The 13994-nt window shown below is 71.8% G+C and carries 18 protein-coding genes; 6 read left to right on the forward strand and 12 right to left on the reverse strand.

What is annotated here, in order from left to right; translation table 11 throughout:
* Positions 1 to 12 precede the first annotated feature (12 nt).
* The 6 genes from KNO15_RS14380 to KNO15_RS14405 all read right to left on the reverse strand — a co-directional run bounded on the left by KNO15_RS14380 (position 13) and on the right by KNO15_RS14405 (position 4985).
* Positions 13 to 1161 carry a lyase family protein gene (locus tag KNO15_RS14380; protein ID WP_241704455.1) on the reverse strand — a complete coding sequence of 383 codons (1149 nt, stop codon included), beginning with the start codon at positions 1159 to 1161 and terminating at the stop codon, positions 13 to 15.
* Positions 1154 to 1735 (reverse strand): protocatechuate 3,4-dioxygenase subunit alpha, encoded by a 582-nt coding sequence (gene pcaG, locus KNO15_RS14385; RefSeq protein WP_241704456.1) that lies wholly within the window; start codon positions 1733 to 1735, stop codon positions 1154 to 1156. The genes KNO15_RS14380 and pcaG overlap by 8 nt, the downstream gene beginning before the upstream one ends.
* Positions 1728 to 2495: a protocatechuate 3,4-dioxygenase subunit beta gene (pcaH, locus tag KNO15_RS14390; protein ID WP_241704458.1), complete on the reverse strand. Its 768-nt coding sequence runs from the start codon at positions 2493 to 2495 to the stop codon at positions 1728 to 1730. Before pcaH ends, pcaG begins: the two co-directional genes overlap by 8 nt.
* Positions 2496 to 2504: 9 nt before the next feature.
* Positions 2505 to 3668, reverse strand: a complete 1164-nt coding sequence (locus tag KNO15_RS14395; RefSeq protein ID WP_241704459.1) for a 4-hydroxybenzoate 3-monooxygenase — start codon at positions 3666 to 3668, stop codon at positions 2505 to 2507.
* Between the two features lie 157 nt (positions 3669 to 3825).
* Positions 3826 to 4191, reverse strand: a complete 366-nt coding sequence (locus tag KNO15_RS14400) for an META domain-containing protein (protein ID WP_241704460.1) — start codon at positions 4189 to 4191, stop codon at positions 3826 to 3828.
* Positions 4192 to 4229: 38 nt separating this feature from the next.
* Positions 4230 to 4985 carry an IclR family transcriptional regulator gene (locus KNO15_RS14405; RefSeq protein ID WP_241704462.1) on the reverse strand — a complete coding sequence of 252 codons (756 nt, stop codon included), beginning with the start codon at positions 4983 to 4985 and terminating at the stop codon, positions 4230 to 4232.
* 92 nt (positions 4986 to 5077) lie between these two features.
* Between KNO15_RS14405 and KNO15_RS14410 the strand changes: the two genes are divergently transcribed.
* A complete protein-coding gene (locus KNO15_RS14410; RefSeq protein WP_241704463.1) occupies positions 5078 to 5455 on the forward strand; it encodes a VOC family protein in 378 nt (125 codons plus the stop codon).
* A gap of 285 nt (positions 5456 to 5740) precedes the next feature.
* Here the strand turns inward: KNO15_RS14410 and KNO15_RS14415 are convergent, their stop codons facing one another.
* Positions 5741 to 6334 (reverse strand): dihydrofolate reductase family protein, encoded by a 594-nt coding sequence (locus KNO15_RS14415; protein WP_241704464.1) that lies wholly within the window; start codon positions 6332 to 6334, stop codon positions 5741 to 5743.
* A gap of 141 nt (positions 6335 to 6475) precedes the next feature.
* On the opposite strand from KNO15_RS14415, the gene KNO15_RS14420 reads away from it, so the two are divergent.
* The 4 genes from KNO15_RS14420 (at position 6476) to KNO15_RS14435 (ending at position 9091) form a co-directional block, all read left to right on the forward strand.
* A complete protein-coding gene (locus KNO15_RS14420) occupies positions 6476 to 6910 on the forward strand; it encodes a hypothetical protein (protein WP_241704466.1) in 435 nt (144 codons plus the stop codon).
* 9 nt (positions 6911 to 6919) lie between these two features.
* Complete coding sequence (locus tag KNO15_RS23355) at positions 6920 to 8035, forward strand: sensor histidine kinase (RefSeq protein ID WP_241704467.1); 1116 nt, start codon at positions 6920 to 6922, stop codon at positions 8033 to 8035.
* Positions 8032 to 8679, forward strand: a complete 648-nt coding sequence (locus tag KNO15_RS14430) for a response regulator transcription factor (protein WP_308220443.1) — start codon at positions 8032 to 8034, stop codon at positions 8677 to 8679. The genes KNO15_RS23355 and KNO15_RS14430 overlap by 4 nt, the downstream gene beginning before the upstream one ends.
* A gap of 157 nt (positions 8680 to 8836) precedes the next feature.
* Positions 8837 to 9091: a hypothetical protein gene (locus KNO15_RS14435; RefSeq protein WP_241704468.1), complete on the forward strand. Its 255-nt coding sequence runs from the start codon at positions 8837 to 8839 to the stop codon at positions 9089 to 9091.
* Between the two features lie 19 nt (positions 9092 to 9110).
* Here the strand turns inward: KNO15_RS14435 and KNO15_RS14440 are convergent, their stop codons facing one another.
* Entirely contained in the window at positions 9111 to 9476 is a 366-nt protein-coding gene (locus tag KNO15_RS14440) for a hypothetical protein (RefSeq protein ID WP_241704469.1), read from the reverse strand.
* A gap of 586 nt (positions 9477 to 10062) precedes the next feature.
* The gene (locus KNO15_RS14445; RefSeq protein WP_241704470.1) at positions 10063 to 10638 is read right to left on the reverse strand and encodes a hypothetical protein; all 576 of its coding nucleotides are present in this window, start codon (positions 10636 to 10638) and stop codon (positions 10063 to 10065) included.
* 104 nt (positions 10639 to 10742) lie between these two features.
* Here KNO15_RS14445 and KNO15_RS14450 point away from each other — a divergent pair, with 104 nt between their 5' ends.
* Positions 10743 to 11183, forward strand: coding sequence for a PaaI family thioesterase (locus KNO15_RS14450; protein ID WP_241704471.1), 441 nt, complete (start codon positions 10743 to 10745; stop codon positions 11181 to 11183).
* On the opposite strand, the gene KNO15_RS14455 is transcribed toward KNO15_RS14450, so the two are convergent.
* The 3 genes from KNO15_RS14455 to KNO15_RS23360 form a co-directional block, all read right to left on the reverse strand.
* Positions 11180 to 11995 carry a CPBP family intramembrane glutamic endopeptidase gene (locus tag KNO15_RS14455; protein WP_241704472.1) on the reverse strand — a complete coding sequence of 272 codons (816 nt, stop codon included), beginning with the start codon at positions 11993 to 11995 and terminating at the stop codon, positions 11180 to 11182. The two genes, KNO15_RS14450 and KNO15_RS14455, sit on opposite strands and share 4 nt — an antisense overlap.
* A 130-nt stretch (positions 11996 to 12125) precedes the next feature.
* On the reverse strand, positions 12126 to 12770 hold the full coding sequence (locus KNO15_RS14460; RefSeq protein WP_241704473.1) for a response regulator transcription factor: 645 nt from the start codon (positions 12768 to 12770) through the stop codon (positions 12126 to 12128).
* The gene (locus tag KNO15_RS23360) at positions 12767 to 13972 is read right to left on the reverse strand and encodes a sensor histidine kinase (protein ID WP_241704474.1); all 1206 of its coding nucleotides are present in this window, start codon (positions 13970 to 13972) and stop codon (positions 12767 to 12769) included. The genes KNO15_RS14460 and KNO15_RS23360 overlap by 4 nt, the downstream gene beginning before the upstream one ends.
* Positions 13973 to 13994 lie beyond the last annotated feature (22 nt).

Raw genomic sequence — 13994 nt, forward strand, 5'->3', positions numbered from 1 at the left:
AGCTCGGGCCCGTCATCGGGATCGGTCCGTTCGTCCGTGCCGGGCGATCGCTGCGTCGACGACGGCACCGGCCGCTGCCAGGTCCACGTCGTCAGCGGCCACGCCGTCGGCGTTGGGGGACGCCTCGACGACCAGGTCGGCGATGGCGTTCGCCAGCACCTCCGCACTCTCGAGGGCCAGTCGCAACAGGCCACGCCACGCCTGCCATTCGGCGTGCCACTCGCCCGCAGGGCGCGCGTCCGAGCTCAGGGTCGCCGCGTGAACCGTGGCGAGGAGGCCGGGCGCCCGGAGCCCGTTCGCGCTGAGGATCACCGCGTCGACGGGGTTCCGCTTGTGCGGCATGGCGGACGAGCCGCCGCCGCCGGCCGGGCGGAACGCGCCGTCGCGCGCGGCCAGTGCGAGGTCGCGGCCGATGCGGCCGGTCGCGACGCAGACGCGCGCGGCGGCGTCGGCGATGGCGACCGCCGGGGTGCGATCGGTGTGCCACGCTCGGCCGGGGTCCGAGAGACCCAGCCGGCGGGCGACGGCGGCGCGCAGGATGGCGGGCGCGTCGTCGCGACCGGATGCCCGCACGAAGGCGGCTCCGGTGCCGACAGCGCCCCCGAGCTGCACGGGGAAGCCGGCCGCCGACAGAGCATCCAGCGCCTCCCGAGCGGACGAGACGCCGTCGAGCCAGGTGGCGAACTGTGCGCCGACGGTGGTCGGCTCGGCCGGCTGCGACAGTGTGCGCGCCACGACCGGCGTCGCTCGATACCGCACCGCCAGCTCGGCGAGCGCGTCGGCCGCGGTGGCGAGCGCTTCGGCCGCGCGCGCGAGGCCGTCGCGCGACACCAGCACGAGCGCCGTGTCCACGATGTCCTGGCTGGTCGCGCCGCGGTGGACGGCGTCGGCCGCTTCGCCCGCCTGCTCGCGCAGCTGCGCGACCAGCGCGATGATCGGCACGCCGGCGTCGCGCGCACCGTCCACGAGCCGGCCGCGGTCGATCGCATCGACGTCGAAGGCGGGAGCATCCGACGCGGAGCCCGTGCCCTCGATCTCCCTCCAGGCACCGGCCAGCGCGGCCTCCACGGCGACCATGGCCGCCAGGACACGATCGTCGCCGACCGACGCACCGAGTGCGCCGGCCGGCTCGAGCAGACCCCAGTCGAAGGCGTCAGCCACGGCCGTCGCCGATGAAGTCGAGGAAGACGGTCTCGCCGTCGCCCTGGAGGCGGATGTCGAACCGGTAGCTGCGCTCGCCGTCACGCACGGCGCGGAGCGTGTCACGCCGGCCTTCGGGTACGGTCGCAAGGAACGGGTCGTCGTCGAAATAGGCGCGCGTGAACAGGTGGTGCAGCAGCCCGCGCGCGAAGACGGTGACCAGGAGGTACGGGGCGCGGCCGGGCGCCGGGGCACCGGGCCGGACCGTCGTGAACGAGTAGTGGCCCGCACGGTCGACGGCAGCGCGACCGAACCCTGTCACGGTGTGGCCGTCGCGGTGCAGGCTCCCGCGTTCGCCGATCGGGCGGCCCCGGGCGTCGGCTCCCCAGATCTCGAGGAGGGCGTCGGGGACGGGCTCGCCCGCCCCGTCGCAGACGGTGCCGTGGAATCGGATCGCCTCGGGGTTCCACGGCGCCGCGACCTCCGGTCCGCCCTCGTAGGGCAACGCGTAGCCGAAGAACGGCCCGACGGTCTGCGACGGCGTCTGCAGGTGGCGCGCGTGCTCCGTCGCGCCGCTCTCGTCCAGGTCAGACATGCTCGCCCTCCTCCGGCTCCATCCAGGTGGCCCTGCTGCCGGTGAGCACGATGTCCCACCGGTAGCCCAGGGCCCACTCCGGCTCGCTGACGTCGTGATCGTAGGCCGCGATGAGCCTCTGCCGCGCGTCGGGGTCGACGATCGACTGGTAGATCGGGTCGAGCGCGAACAGCGGGTCGCTCGGGAAGTACATCTGGGTCACCAGCCGCTGCGTGAACGCGGAGCCGAACAGCGAGAAGTGGATGTGCGCCGGACGCCAGGCGTTGCGGTGGTTCTTCCACGGGTACGGGCCCGGCTTGATGGTCACGAACCGGTACGACCCGTCGTCCCCCGTGATCGTGCGCCCGACGCCGGTGAAGTTCGGGTCGAGCGGCGCGGGATGCTGGTCGCGCTTGTGCACGTAGCGGCCGGCGGAGTTCGCCTGCCAGATCTCGACGAGCTGGTTGCGGACCGGGCGTCCCTCGCCGTCGAGCACCCGTCCCGTCACGATGATGCGCTCGCCGAGCGGCTCGCCGGCGTGCTGGATGGTGAGGTCGCTCTCCTCGGCCGCGACGTCCGAGTGGCCGAACGCCGGTGACACGAGCTCGATCTCCTCGGGGTCGGCGCGCACGAGCTCGTGCGTCGGATGCCGCAGCGCCGAGCTGCGATACGGGCCGAAGTCGCGCAGCGCGTGCACGGGGAGCGGTCCGCCCGCGGCCGTCGCCGCGTGCACCCGGCCGATCTCGGCGTCGATCTGGTTCTGCTCTGTGTTGTCGGTCATCGGCATGCCTCAGAAGGGAAGGCCCGCGTATTGCTCGGCGAGAGCCGCCTGCGCGTTGCGCGATCCTGTGGTGTATTCCAGCTGTCCGAGCTGGCTGCGGTAGCGGAAGGCCCTGGCCGACGGATCGGAGACCTCCCTGTGCACGTGGAGCATCTCCGTCATCCACTGCGAGAACTGCTGCACCTTCCACTGGCGCGCGAGCGCGGAGTTGCTGTAGCCCTTCAGCGGCGCATCATCTCCGCCGAAGTGCGCGGCCAGAGCCCGACCGAGCAGCGCGACGTCGGCGATCGCCGAGTTGAGGCCCTTCGCTCCCGTCGGCGGGACGATGTGTCCGGCGTCGCCGGCGAGGAACAGCCGGCCGTATTCGAGGGTGGAGGCGACGAAGCTGCGCATCGGCGTGATCGACTTCTCGGTGATCTCGCCTTCGTGGAGTGTCCAGCCCGGCACGCCGAGACGCGTCTGCAGCGCCTCCCAGATGCGGGCGTCGGACCAGTCGTCGACCGACTCGTCCGGATCGACCTGCAGGTAGAGCCGCGACACCTCCGGGGAGCGCATGGAGTGCATGGCGAAGCCCTCGGGGTGCAGGGCGTAGATGAGGTCGTCGGTGGAGGGTGCGACCTCGGCCATGATGCCGAGCCAGGCGTAGGGGTAGCTGCGCTCGAGGGCCTGGATGCCTGGGATCGCCGGGCGGCAGACACCGTGGTAGCCGTCGGCGCCGACGACGATCTCGCAGTCGATCCGCTCGCCGGCGTCGGTCGTCACGAAGGGGGTGTCGGTGTCGAGACCGTGCGGGTCCACCCCCGCCGTCTCGAAGCGGATGTCGGATCCCGCCCGGTCGTGCTCGGCGAGCAGGTGTCGGACGAGCGCCTGCTGGCCGTAGACGGTGACCGTGCGGCCGACGAGATCGACGAAGTCGAGGTGGTGGCGCTGCCCCGCGAACTGCAGGTGGATGCCGTGGTGGGTCAGCCCGCGCTCGGCGAGGTCGGCGTCGAGGCCCAGCTCGCGCAGGATGTCGACGGAGCCCTGTTCGAGGACGCCGGCGCGCACGCGGCCCAGTACGTACTCGCGGCTCTTCTGCTCGAGGAGGACGAAGTCGACTCCGGCACGTCGCAGGATGTGGCCGAGCAGGAGTCCTGCGGGCCCGGCCCCGATGATGGCGACCTGGGTTCGCATGTTCCGCCTTTCGCTTCTGTGGGAAGGTCGTCCCAGTTTTCGACACGGCGGCGCGACACCGGAGCGTCTTTCCACTGGATGGAAAGAAATCCACTCCGGCGGCGATCCTGGATGACCTTCCACTCAGCGAGATGGACTCCCCCTGCGGATCACCCCGTCAGCGCCGTGACAACGTGCCGATCTTGCTGCCGTCACCTCGGAAGACGACCAGCGAGTCGCCGTCGACCTTGGCCGTGACCGCGAGGTTGAGCCACGGCGTGACGCCCTCGCACGCGACCAAGGTCGAGGCGAACGGCCCGAACGTGAACTCCTGCCCGGAGATCTTCCCGTCGCCCTTCATGGCGTTGCAGCCGTCGTTGCCGTGCCACGAGCCGTTGGACTCGACCGTGAGCGACGGCTGGCCCGCCTTGACGACTCCCCAGTCTCCGGCCGGCGACGAGGATCCGGACGCGGCACATCCGGACAGGGCGGCGAGCACGACGGCCGCCGCGAGAGCTGATCTGAGCGTTCTGTGCGTGAGCATGGCTCGAAGGTATCGGTAGCCGGACCGCCCAGCCAGCCTCAGCGACCCGAGACGAGCGCCGCGGTTATGCCGCGCGCGGCCATCCGCACGCCGAGCACGAACTGCGGCTCGCCGGCCCGTTCGGCATGCGCGATGATCGACACGGCCGCGACGATGTCCCCGGCGGTGTCGCGCACCGGCGCCGCGACCGAGAACGCGCCGCGGGTCAACTCCTCGACCGACCGCGACACCCCCGTGGCGCGGATGCTCGCGAGCCGGGCGCGCAGCTCCTTCTCGCTGGTCAGCGTGTTCGGGAGGAACTTGCGCGGTTTCTGCGCGAGCAGCTCCTCGAGCGTCCCGGACGGCGCGTACGCCAGCAGCACCAGACCGACGCCGGTGGCGTGCAGCGGGAGGCGCGTCCCCACGTCGCTGATGACCCGGACGGCACCGGGACCGGAGAGCCGCTCGAGATAGACCGCGCCGAGCCCGTCGCGCACGGCGAGGTGCACGTGCTCCCCCGTCGCCTCCAGGAGGTCGTCGAGGTACGGGCGCGCAGCCTCCCGCAGCTTGCGCGCCGTCGGCTGGCGCACACCGAGCCGCCACAGCTTCATGCCGACCCGGTAACGGCCGTCGTCCCCGCGCAGCAGTCCACCCCAGGCGACCCACTCGCCGAGCAGCCGGTGCGCGGTCGACACCGGGAGGTCGGCCCGCCTGGCGACCTCGCTGAGCGTCAACTCGTCGCCGCGTTCGAAGGCGTCCGCGATCGCGAACACCCGCTCCGCGACACTGCGGTCGTCCTGAGCTCCACCGGCCATGCGGTCAGCCTACGACCGCCGCGAGCGACGTCCCGACGCAGGGCGACCTCCCCGGCGTGGTCGGTAGGTTTTCTCCTGCATATACTCCTGCCATGACCACGGCAACGCCCCGCGTCCGCATCCAGACCGTCACCATCCCCGTCGCCGATCAGGATCGCGCGCTCACCTTCTACAGAGACGTGCTCGGATTCGAAGTGCGCGCGGACACCGCGTACGGAGACGCGCGCTGGCTGTCGGTCGCGCCCGAGGGCAGTGCCGTCGACTTCACACTGCACCCGCCGTTCCCCGGCCAGGCCGCCCCCGGCTGGCAGCAGGGCATCGTGCTCCACACCGACGACATCGAGGGTGTGGTGGCCGCACTCGGTGCCGCGGGCGTGCCGGTCACCGGCCCCGAGAAGGTCGGCTGGGGTGTGCAGGCGCAGTTCGCCGACCCCGACGGCAACGGCTTCGTGCTGCTGCAGCAGGGCTGACGTGCCCGTCCGCGCGAAGAACACGGCGGCCGACCGCCTGTCTGCCGCACGCCGGACTGGTCGTCGAACGCACGGCCGGGCGCAACGTGCGCTACTCGCTCGCCCCTGAGCCCTGGAGGGAACTCCGCGACGGGATGGCGCCGCACGAACGCTTCAGGCGCGAACGGAGTCGGCGCCTCCACGCGACGCTCGACGCCCTGCCGGCCGGCGAGGCACCCGCACCCACCGACCCGGAGACCGTGTGACCGCGCGGTGCCGAGTGCTGGAGCGGGTGTGAACCGGGGCTCACCCGGCCGCCCGCCTGTACACGTTCACCACCACCCCCGAGGGGGTCGACCGCGACTCGGCCAGCGCGAGCCGGGTGTGCGGGAAGCCGTCGCCGAAGAGCTTCTTGCCGGTGCCCAGCACGAGCGGGTGCACCAGGAGGCGGTACTCGTCGACCTGGTCGTGCTCGGCCAGGGTGCGGATGAGCTCCGTGCTGCCCCACACCCGGATCTCGCCTCCCGGCTCCGAGCGGAGACGATCCACCGCCGCAGGCACGTCCGGTCCGAGCAGATACGAATTCTTCCAGCCGACCTCGCCCAGCGTGCGCGACGCGACGTACTTGGGGATGCGGTTGTACCTGCGGGTCAGCTCGCCTTGGAAGCCCTCCGCCTCCTCGCTCCAGACACCCCAGGAGGCGGCGAAGAGCTCATAGGTGCGCCTGCCGAGCAGCAGGGCCTCGGTGTTCTCCTCCCAGGCCTCGACGGTGCCGTCGTCGTCGTAGTCGAACTGCCAGCCGCCGTACGGGAACCCCCCGCTGACGTCCTCCTCCGGGCCGCCCGGCCCTTGCACGACGCCGTCCAGGGTGACGAACGACTGCACCACGATCGAAGACATGACGCGACCTCCCTTGTCGGTTGCGGTTCCCCACCCCGTCTACACCCGGTCGGGCAGGCCCGCAACAGTGTCAACCGATCGGTGACGGGGTCTGACCGTTCGGTCGATCCGGGCGCGGGCGCCTCCCGGGAGGCTGGGGTCATGACCGAGACACCCTTTCCCAACACCGCCGCCGTGCACGCCACGGCCCGCCGCGCGGCCTTCCGCCCGGTTCTCGCCCTGCTCTGGTCGTTCGTCGCGCTCAGCGCAGCCATGGTCGCCTTCCTCGCCGTGCTGACCGCCGTCGGCGTCGGCGTGGACATCGCCATCTGGATCCGCTGCTCGATCGTCCTCGCCAGCTCCGTCCTGCTCCTGGTCTTCGGGATCGGTGCGGCCCGCGGCTCGCGCAACGCCCTGCTGCGGCTGCGGATCGTCGCACCGATCATCGTCGCCGCCGTCATCGTCATCGTGGCCATCCCCGGCTTCCTGCCCGGCTGGGTGCGCATCGAGCAGGCGGTGTGCGGCCTCCTCGTCCTGCCGGTCGCGATCATCGCGAACCTCCCGCGCACGCGCGCGCTGGTGCCCGCGAAAGCGTAGGGTCTGAACGTGATCGATCCGCGCTGGAGGACCGTGCTCACGGTCACACCGTACGTCGTGCTGGCGGTGCTGGTCGCCTTCACCCTCGGCGTGCAGTGGGGCGAGTGGGCCCAGCTCGTGCCCACCCTGCTCCTCTGCGCGGTGACCACGGCGTGGATCATCGTCTGGCACAGGCTCCCGCAGAGGCTGCGCGAGCACCCGGTCGCGATCGCCGTCTTCATGACCGGGCTCATCGCGCTCAGCCTGGCACTGGTGCTCCGGGACAGCTGGTTCGGCTTCCTCACCATCGCGGTGTTCGCGTTCGCCTACTCGATCGTCCCGTGGCCGTGGGAGCTGCTGGCCGTCGGTGCGACCGCGGTCGTCGCCGGGCTCGCCCAGGCGTCGCCGCTGGGCTGGGACACGGCGGGGATCGTCGGCGCCATCGGCATCCTCCTGCTGAACGTCGTCGCGATGTGCGGCCTGTCGTGGTCGCTGCGCCTGGCGGAACGCCAGGTGAACCTCCGGGCCACCGAGCAGGAGCGGTCGCGGCTCGCGCGCGAGATCCACGACACGCTGGCGCAGGGCTTCGCCGGTATCGTCACGCAGCTGCAGGCGGCGGAGCAGGCGCCGGACGACGCCTCCCGCGCGCGGCACACCCAGGCGGCCATCGCCCTCGCCAGGGACGGGCTCGCGGAGGCGCGCCGCTCGGTGAAGGCGCTGCGGCCGGCCGCCCTCGACGCGATGCGGCTGCCGGAGGCGGTCGGGCAGCTCGCGCGCACCTGGACGGAGCGCACCGGCATCCCGTGCGACGTCAGCGCGAGCGGGGACGCCACCGCTCTGCCGACCGACGTGGAGGTCGCCCTCCTGCGGACCGCGCAGGAAGCCCTCGCGAACGTCGAGCGCCACGCGGGCGCGCGCCGGGTTCGACTGACCCTGCGCGCGGACGCTACCGGCACGCGCCTCGAGGTGCGCGACGACGGCCGCGGGTTCGATCCGCGCCCCGGACCGGTCGCGCGGGAACCGTCCGACCAGGGCGGTTACGGCCTGATCGCGATGCGCGAGCGTATCGAGTCGGTCGCGGGCGGCCTCGTCGTGGAGTCGCGTCCCGGCCACGGCACCGCGATCCGGGCGGAGGTCCCGGCGTGACCGCGGCGAGCGCCGACGCCCCCATCCGCCTGCTGGTGGTCGACGACCATCCCGTCGTGCGGGACGGCATCGTCGGCATGGTGGCCTCCGACCCCGGGGTGGAGGTCGTGGGCGAGGCGTCGGACGGCGCGGAGGCCGTTCAGCTCGCGCGGGTGCTGACGCCCGACGTCGTGCTCATGGACCTGCGGATGCGCGGCATGGACGGCGTCGCCGCCATCCGCGAGCTCACCCGGCTCGGTCTCCCGTGCCGCGTCGTCGTGCTCACCACGTTCGACGGCGACTCGGACGTGCTGCCCGCCATCGAGGCGGGTGCCACGGGCTACCTGCTCAAGGACGTGCCGCGCGACGACCTGTTGCGCGCGATCCGCGCGGCGGCGGTCGGCGACGCGGTGCTGGCGCCCTCCGTCGCCTCCCGGCTGGTGGGTCGTGTGCGCACACCGGAGTCGAGCCTGCTGACCCCGCGCGAGCTGGAGGTGCTGGCCCTCGTCGCCGACGGCGCCACCAACCGGGTTGCCGGGGAGCACCTGCACCTCAGCGAAGCCACCGTCAAGACGCACCTGCTCAGCATCTACGCCAAGCTCGGCGTGGGCGATCGGGCAGCCGCCGTCGCCGAGGGCTTCCGCCGCGGCCTCCTCACCCTGTAGCCACAGCCACCCTCCTTCGGCTCCACCCTCCACCCTCCACCCTCTCCGCCGAGGGGCACGTCGTTGTCACTTTCAGCGCCCGAAAGCGACAACGACGTGCCCTTCGATGGCGGAGAAGGGGTTTTCGGGACGGTGCAGATCGGGTAGGACGGAAGACATGGACATCGTGCTAGCCGTCCTCGAGCGCGGCGACGTCGCGTACGAGATCGAGTTCGAGCGGACGAGCGAACCGCCCTTCGAGCTGCGCGTGCCCTCCCACATCGGCGGGGCGGCGGTCGTGGACGTCTTCGATCTGGTCGACTCCAGCGAGTGGCCGGTCCTCCTGCGCTACGCCTTCGCCGAGTGCGTTCCCGCCGTGATGGGCTCGCCGGACGACCTGAACGCCGAAGACCTGGGCGACGCCGAGCTCTGAGGCGTCCGCACGGGCAGGCTCAGAACAGGAACATCTGCCCCAGGACGATCACCAGGATCAGGAAGACCACGACGACACCGCCGATGATGGTGAGGGTGCGGGCCGACATCTTCGCGATGCCGAAGCCGACGATGAACGGCAGAGCGAGGCAGCCGAGCGCGATGATCCACCAGAACGCCTGGAAGCCGGTCTGCGACGCGGAAGCCAGCCGCTCCCCGAACAGCTTCTGCGTCGCCGGATGCGTCGCGAACGCGATGCTCGCCGACAGCGGGTAGGCGATGAGCACGGCCGTGATCAGCCCGGCGAACGCCCCCCACATCCCTCGATGAGCGCCCAGGTGCAGCGTCTCCTCCTGGTGTGGCCCCTGTCTGCTCTTCGTGCTCATGGCGCACAGCATAACCAGCGGACTCCGTCTTCGGGCAGGCCCGGAATCCCGCTGGGGACGCCGCGCCGAAACAGGGTCGACTGTACGGTCTATTCCGCGGTTACTCTGGAAGGGTCACCGGTGCGCGCGCACGCAGTTAGGGGGCGTCTCGAACGCACCGGCGTCTTACCCGATGTCGTATGGGAGTGGGGTTCCGCTCCCATACGACCGGGAGCGATCAGGTGTCGCGGGCCGCCAGCTCTCGCACCCTCAGCCGCTCGCTCTTGGCGGTCCGTCGATCGAGCGCCCGGACTGCCGGCCCGGCGGATGACGTAGCCGGTGCGGGGATCGAGCTGGTCGACGGAGAGATCGCCGTCGTTCGAGAAGGTGTAACCAGCACGGAGTTCCGCCCGCTCGCGCGCCGGGACGAAGATCCACACCATCCGCCCAGCAGTGACGCCGAAGAGGCCGACGAGGTTCATCGTGGTGGAGGTCATGCCGCGCGCGAGCGTGCGACGGAGCGGTCGATCCGGCGTTTCTGACTCCACCGCCGAGACGGGGGGAGGCAGGACGGGTCTGCTGGACCCGCGCAGCGATTCGACCACCTTCAGGTGGTCCCGCACCTCGACCGGCGAGTTGTAGCGGAACCCCGTGATGCCTGGGTCGCCTTGATCACGAGCGGGAGGGTCGTGGATGTCCCGTCGTGGAGTATCGACAGAGTCAGTGCCGAGGCCTGGCGTCCCGGTACCGTCACGGTCGTCGCAGCGAGGTCCGCGACCTGCGACCAGCGGATCCGCAGGAACTCGACCGTTCTCCGTCCCCCGGCGTAGAACCGCGCGCCCTCCGCGTCGAACGCCACCGCATAACCGCCCTTGGCGCGGTCCGCGGCCTCCCGACCTCCGACAGCGAAGAGCCCGGCAGTCGTCGGGTCGCACGCGAGGCCCTCGACAATATAGCCGTGCGGCCACAGCGCCTTCACCGCGTCGGACCGGGCGTCGGCCCTCCACCGCAGACAGAGCAGGACGGCCACCACGGGCACGACCACGGCGAGGGCGATCAGAGTCGTGATGCCCAGTCCCAGCTCGCCTCCGCGCCCGAGCATCTCCAACCCGGTGACCGGGAGGGCGAACAACGGGATCAGGAGGAGCCACCACAGCGCGCGCGGCCATCGACTCGGTATCACGGATCACATCCTGACATCGCGGACGACCGGCGTCAGCGACCCGTTTCGGGGGCGTCCGCCCACGGCTCTCGCCACCCAGCCCGCCGATGGTGTGGGATGTCCCCATGAGCGATGAGCACGCCGGCTGGGACGAAGCGGTGGCGACCGCGCACGCGGCGTTCGCCGCGCAGGACTTCACCGTGCTGGTCGGCGCCGAACTGACGCGGTTCGAGCCGGGGGTGGTGGAGGTGCGCGTCCCGTTCCGCAGTGCGCTGCGTCAGCAGTTCGGGTTCGTGCACGGCGGGGTGATCGCTTACGCCGTCGACAACGCGGTGACCTTCGCCGCCGGCACGCGCCTCGGGCCCGAGCTCCTGACCTCCGGCATCACGGTCTCCTACCTCCGTCCCGCCCGTGGCGACCTCACGGCGATCGCGACGGTCGTCGGAACGACACGGCGTCAGGCGGTGGTGCGCTGCGAGGTGTTCGCCGAGACCGACGACGGGCCGGTGCTCGTCGCCAGCGGGCAGGGGACGGCGGTGGCGACCGGACCGGCGGCCGACCGTTAGCCGCCGGTGACGGCCGCCACCGGCTGCCGCCGCGCCGCACGACCGCGCTGCACCAGCAGCAGCGCCGCGCTGAGGGCGGTGCCGAGGAGGACGAACAGGCCGGTGTCGCCGGCCAGGTACTCCTCGACCAGGACGGGGCGGTTGGTCGTGATCAGGTCGGAGCCGATCCACGCGAACGCGGCGTTGTGGCCGAAGTGGGCGAGCACGGCCACCCACACGCTCCCCGAACGTTCACGCAGGACGCCGAACAGGATCGAGAACGCGAAGACGCTTCCGGTGAAGAGCAGCAGCACCAGGACCCGGTTGCCGTCGGTGTGGTAGTACGGCGTGAAGAGGATGTACGGCAGGTGCCAGCACACCCAGACGGCTCCGACCACGATCCATGACCACGGGTGTCCGATGCGCGGAGCGAGGTGCGACTGCAGGTAGCCGCGCCAGCCGATCTCCTCGGCGAACGCCAGGATCGGCCCGGAGATGCACAGGCTGAGCAGGTCGGCGCCTGCGCCGGGCGCCACCGAGAACGAGGCCGCGCCGAGCGCGACGACGGCTGTGTAGGTCAGGGCGCTGACGCCCGCGGTCGCCAGCAGCGTGACGGGCCACCACTTCAGGCCGAGGCGGGTGACTCCGATCGTGCGCCAGCCGGCCCGGGAGTACCCGTCGCGCGTGACGACGAACATCATCAGCAGGGTCATCAGCAGGGGCGAGACGGCCAGGATCAGGCCACCGAAGACACCGGCGGTCGTGAGTGAGATGAGCAGGACGCCGGCGATGAAGATCCCGGATTTGGCGGCGCCGGAGAGGGAGGGGAACATGGGCTCGCTTTCATGACGTGGGCGGAATTCCACGCTAGAAACGCGGGGCAATCCGGCGCGTCCGTCTGCAGCGTCGACCTGATCCACGAAGGTTGCGACATCCGATCGACTTTCGTGGACTCCGGGCCGCTCAGTCGGTGAGGCCGTGCCTGACCGCGAAGAGCACCAGCTGCACCCTGTCGCGCGCGCCCACCTTGGCGAGGATCCGCGACACGTACGACTTCACCGTCGCTTCGCTGAGGAACGCGACGTCCGCGATCTCCCGGTTGCTCAGCCCGGCCACGACGTGCCGGAACACTGTGCGCTCGCTCGCGGTGAGCGTCTCGAACTCCGGCGGTACCGGTGCGCTCGCCGCGACGCCCCGCGCGAACGGCCCGAGCGGCGCCGAGCGGGCGAGGACAGCGGTGCCGTCGGCCACGGAGCGGACGGCCGAGAGCAGCAGCTCGGCCCTGGCATCCTTGAGGACGAAGCCGCTCGCTCCGGCCGCGATCGCCTGTGCGACGGTGGCGTCGTCCTCGAACGTGGTCAGCATGAGCACGCGGGGCGCGTCGGGGAGCGCAGTGATCGCCGAGGTCGCTTCGATGCCACCGAGACCCGGCATGAGCACATCCATCAGGATCACGTCGATACCGCTGCTCTCCTGTACCAGTCGGACGGCGTCCTCGCCCGAGGCGCACTCGGCCACGAGCTCCAGGTCGGGCTGCGTACCGATGATCAGGGCGATCCCGGCACGGAACAGCGCCTGATCGTCCACGACCGCGACGCGGATGCTCATGCGCGCTCCCCCGTCTCGTACGGCAGAACCGCGGTGACCACGAAGGCGCCGTCCTCCACGGCGGTGACGACCGTTCCACCCACGACGTGCGCCCGCTCGCGCATGCCGATCAGCCCGTGGCCGCGCGCGGGAGGGTGCCCGGGCGGCTCGCCTCCCGGAACGAGCGCGTTGCGCACGGTCAGGAGCAACGCCCCGTCCGCCCACTCGAGGTGGAGGGTGGGGCCGCCGCTCCCTCCGCCGTGACGCACGGCATTGGTCAGAGCCTCCTGGACGATCCGGAAACCCGCCACGTCCACGGCGGCCGGCAGGGGCCGCTCCTCCCCCGACGACGAGACGGCGACGGCGACGCCGCTCGCCCGCAGCCGAGCGACGAGCGCCTCGAGCCGCGCCAGCGAAGGCTGGGCGCTGTCGCGGTCCCCGCTTCTGAGGTCTGCGAGGACCCCACGGACCTCCGTGAGGGCGGACCGCCCGGTGTCAGCGATCGCGCTCAACGCCTCCGGCGACGCCCCGCCCCGGGTCTCGGCGACCAGGCGCGCACCCTCGGCCTGCGCGATCATCACGGTCAGCGAATGCGCCACCACATCGTGCATGTCGCGCGCGATCCGTGCGCGCTCCTCCTCGACCGCGATCGCCTGCCGCGCCCGCTCGGCCGCCGCCCCCGCCGCCAGCCGATCGGCCATCGCCTGCCGGGTCACCGCGCGCAGCAGACCGGCTCCCCACGCCAGCAGCAGGATGGCCGTGCACAGTCCGATGAGGAAGGGAACCGACCCCGGCTGCGTCCCCGCCGCGCGTGGCACGGCGACCGCGAGGAACCAACCGGCGAGGACTCCCCCGGCGAGGGCAGAGACCAGCCCGAGCGCCCGCGTCACCCGCCCGCCGTGGGCCGCGGCGGAGTAGAGCACGATCAGGATGGCGACGTCCTGCGGCCCGACCTCCTGCACGAGCGCCACCTGCAGCAGCGCGCCGGCCCAGGCGATCAACAGCGCCACCGCGGGAAGAAGGCGACGCACCGCCACGGCCGCGCACTGCAACACCGCGACCGGCAGCCACCACACCGACCTGAGCGACGCGGTCGACTCGCCGCCCCAGAGGACGAGCGCGGCGCTGGCGAGGAGAACGGCGGCGGCGAGCCAGAGGTCGGCCCGTGGGCCGGAGAGGAGCGAGGGGTGGGCCTGTTCTCCCACTGCTGCGCGTTGGCTCACGTGTCCATTGTGGGGGAGGCGG

This window comes from Leifsonia shinshuensis, from assembly GCF_022606355.1.
GTDB lineage: Bacteria > Actinomycetota > Actinomycetes > Actinomycetales > Microbacteriaceae > Leifsonia > Leifsonia shinshuensis_B.

Bases quoted from the DNA above. Each gene is read 5' to 3' on its own strand.
- pcaG (WP_241704456.1), bottom strand. From the start codon at position 1,735: ATGTCTGACCTGGACGAGAGCGGCGCGACGGAGCACGCGCGCCACCTG.
- pcaH (WP_241704458.1), bottom strand. From the start codon at position 2,495: ATGACCGACAACACAGAGCAGAACCAGATCGACGCCGAGATCGGCCGG.
- KNO15_RS14395 (WP_241704459.1), bottom strand. From the start codon at position 3,668: ATGCGAACCCAGGTCGCCATCATCGGGGCCGGGCCCGCAGGACTCCTG.
- KNO15_RS14400 (WP_241704460.1), bottom strand. From the start codon at position 4,191: ATGCTCACGCACAGAACGCTCAGATCAGCTCTCGCGGCGGCCGTCGTG.
- KNO15_RS14405 (WP_241704462.1), bottom strand. From the start codon at position 4,985: ATGGCCGGTGGAGCTCAGGACGACCGCAGTGTCGCGGAGCGGGTGTTC.
- KNO15_RS14410 (WP_241704463.1), top strand. From the start codon at position 5,078: ATGACCACGGCAACGCCCCGCGTCCGCATCCAGACCGTCACCATCCCC.
- KNO15_RS14415 (WP_241704464.1), bottom strand. From the start codon at position 6,334: ATGTCTTCGATCGTGGTGCAGTCGTTCGTCACCCTGGACGGCGTCGTG.
- KNO15_RS14420 (WP_241704466.1), top strand. From the start codon at position 6,476: ATGACCGAGACACCCTTTCCCAACACCGCCGCCGTGCACGCCACGGCC.
- KNO15_RS14435 (WP_241704468.1), top strand. From the start codon at position 8,837: ATGGACATCGTGCTAGCCGTCCTCGAGCGCGGCGACGTCGCGTACGAG.
- KNO15_RS14440 (WP_241704469.1), bottom strand. From the start codon at position 9,476: ATGAGCACGAAGAGCAGACAGGGGCCACACCAGGAGGAGACGCTGCAC.
- KNO15_RS14450 (WP_241704471.1), top strand. From the start codon at position 10,743: ATGAGCGATGAGCACGCCGGCTGGGACGAAGCGGTGGCGACCGCGCAC.
- KNO15_RS14455 (WP_241704472.1), bottom strand. From the start codon at position 11,995: ATGTTCCCCTCCCTCTCCGGCGCCGCCAAATCCGGGATCTTCATCGCC.
- KNO15_RS14460 (WP_241704473.1), bottom strand. From the start codon at position 12,770: ATGAGCATCCGCGTCGCGGTCGTGGACGATCAGGCGCTGTTCCGTGCC.